Origin of the sequence: Novacetimonas hansenii JCM 7643 (assembly GCF_000964405.1) — a bacterium.
In the GTDB taxonomy this organism is placed as follows: domain Bacteria; phylum Pseudomonadota; class Alphaproteobacteria; order Acetobacterales; family Acetobacteraceae; genus Novacetimonas; species Novacetimonas hansenii.
Genome location: NZ_BANE01000270.1, coordinates 1 through 1988 on the forward strand (window position 1 = coordinate 1; position 1988 = coordinate 1988).

Sequence of the window (1988 nt, forward strand, 5' to 3'; positions counted from 1 at the left end):
TCAGAAGAGGCCGCCTTTTTGAAAAAAGGCGGCACCCAGAAACTTTTCCTGTTTTTTCTCAATGATTTGTTTTCAAACAATCTCTGATGAAAAAGCTGCACGAGAAACTTTTATCCCTCATCCCTCCTGGGATGCGGCCCCGTCCTGCGCCGATCTGGTGCGGGCATGGGCCATCAGTCCCTTCATGTGGCGGATGACAACGGGCAGGCCATCGAAAATCGCCTGCCCGATCAGGAAATGGCCAATATTGAGTTCGACGATTTCCGGTCGCGCGGCAATCGGGGCGACATTGTCGTAATTCAGCCCATGTCCCGCATGGACCTCCAACCCCATTGATGCCGCAAGCGTCGCCCCACGTGCAATCCGTGCCAGTTCACGGACCTGCGCATCGTCATCCCCGCCCCCCGTTCCGGCATAGGCCCCGGTATGCAGTTCCACCACCGCCGCGCCAACCCGGGCGGCGGCCGCGATCTGTTCCGCATCGGGGTCAATGAACAGTGACACGCGTATCCCCGCATCACGCAGGCGCGCGACCTGCGCGGACAGCGCCGTTTCCTGCCCCGCGACGTCAAGGCCCCCTTCGGTCGTCACCTCTTCCCGCCGTTCGGGGACAAGGCAGCAGGCATGCGGGCGCAGGGTGGTCGCGATTGCAACCATTTCCGCCGTCGCGGCCATTTCCATGTTCAACGGGATCGCCAGTTCCGCGCGCAGGCGCGCCAGATCACGATCACGGATATGACGCCGATCCTCACGCAGGTGGGCCGTAATACCGTCCGCGCCCGCCGCCTGCGCCAGCAGGGCGGCACGCACGGGGTCCGGATCGATGCCGCCGCGCGCATTCCGCACGGTGGCGACATGATCAATATTTACACCCAGACGCTGTGGGGAATGGGAAAAAGAGGTCATGACATGTTCCTGTGTACTGCCATTTCGGCGGCCATGCGCATCGCCGCCACCAGGCTCGATGGATCGGCGATGCCCTGTCCCGCAATATCGAAGGCCGTACCATGGTCGGGGGATGTGCGGATGATCGGCAGGCCCAGCGTGACATTCACCCCCTGCGCCATGTCCAGTGTCTTGAGCGGGATCAGCCCCTGATCATGGTACATGCACATCGCCACGTCATAACGCGCGCGCGCCGTGGGCGTGAACATCGTATCGGGCGGCCACGGGCCAGTAATGTCCATACCCTGCGCGCGCAGGGCCTCGATTGCGGGAATGATGATGTCGCGTTCTTCCGTGCCCATCGTACCGCCTTCGCCCGCATGGGGGTTCAGGCCGGCGATTGCGATACGTGGCGCATCAATCCCGAAATCCCGGCGCAGGGCGGCATGCGTGGTGCGCGTGGTGCGGATAATATCATGCGTGCCCAGTTCGGCGATCGCCTGACGCAGGGCGACATGGACCGTCACCGGCACCACCCGCAGGTACGGACAGGCCAGCATCATGACCTCCCGCCCTGGCGTGCCGCACAGTTCGCCCAGATATTCGGTATGGCCGGGATGGGGAAAACCCGCCCGACGCAGCACGACCTTGCTGATGGGATTGGTGACGACCCCCGCGACCTCCCCCCCGCGCGCCATGCGCACGGCATGGGCGATGCTGCTGGTAATGGCATCGGCATTGGCGCTGTCGGGATGGCCCGGCGCCACCGGGGCGCCAAGCGGCAGCGGCAGGACGGGAATCGCATCGGCAAACGCCGCCCGCGCCGCCGCGACATCGGCCACCTCGCACACCGCCCCCCCCGCACGTGCCAGGATGGCGGGATCACCGATCACGACAAAGGCCGGGCCATGCCGGTGCAGCGCCTGCCACGCGCCCACGGTAATTTCGGGGCCGATCCCCGCCGGGTCGCCCATCGTCAGGGCCAGCATGTCGGACATCGGCCTTGCCTTTCCCTAAGAGACTGTTTGAAAAGTCAGCCTCGATAACATACTGAAATTCTAAAGATTTTTGGTGAAGCTTTTTCTAAAAAGCTTCAGAAGACG

The 1988-nt window shown here is 63.3% G+C and carries 2 protein-coding genes; both read right to left on the reverse strand.

Features of this window, described 5'->3' with window-relative positions:
* Positions 1-117: 117 nt before the first annotated feature.
* Positions 118-906 (reverse strand): pyridoxine 5'-phosphate synthase, encoded by a 789-nt coding sequence (locus B7G66_RS14460; RefSeq protein ID WP_003616964.1) that lies wholly within the window; start codon positions 904-906, stop codon positions 118-120.
* Complete coding sequence (gene pdxA, locus B7G66_RS14465; protein ID WP_003616962.1) at positions 903-1883, reverse strand: 4-hydroxythreonine-4-phosphate dehydrogenase PdxA; 981 nt, start codon at positions 1881-1883, stop codon at positions 903-905. Before pdxA ends, B7G66_RS14460 begins: the two co-directional genes overlap by 4 nt.
* Between the last annotated feature and the right edge of the window lie 105 nt (positions 1884-1988).

Bases quoted from the DNA above. Each gene is read 5' to 3' on its own strand.
- B7G66_RS14460 (WP_003616964.1), bottom strand. From the start codon at position 906: ATGACCTCTTTTTCCCATTCCCCACAGCGTCTGGGTGTAAATATTGAT.
- pdxA (WP_003616962.1), bottom strand. From the start codon at position 1,883: ATGTCCGACATGCTGGCCCTGACGATGGGCGACCCGGCGGGGATCGGC.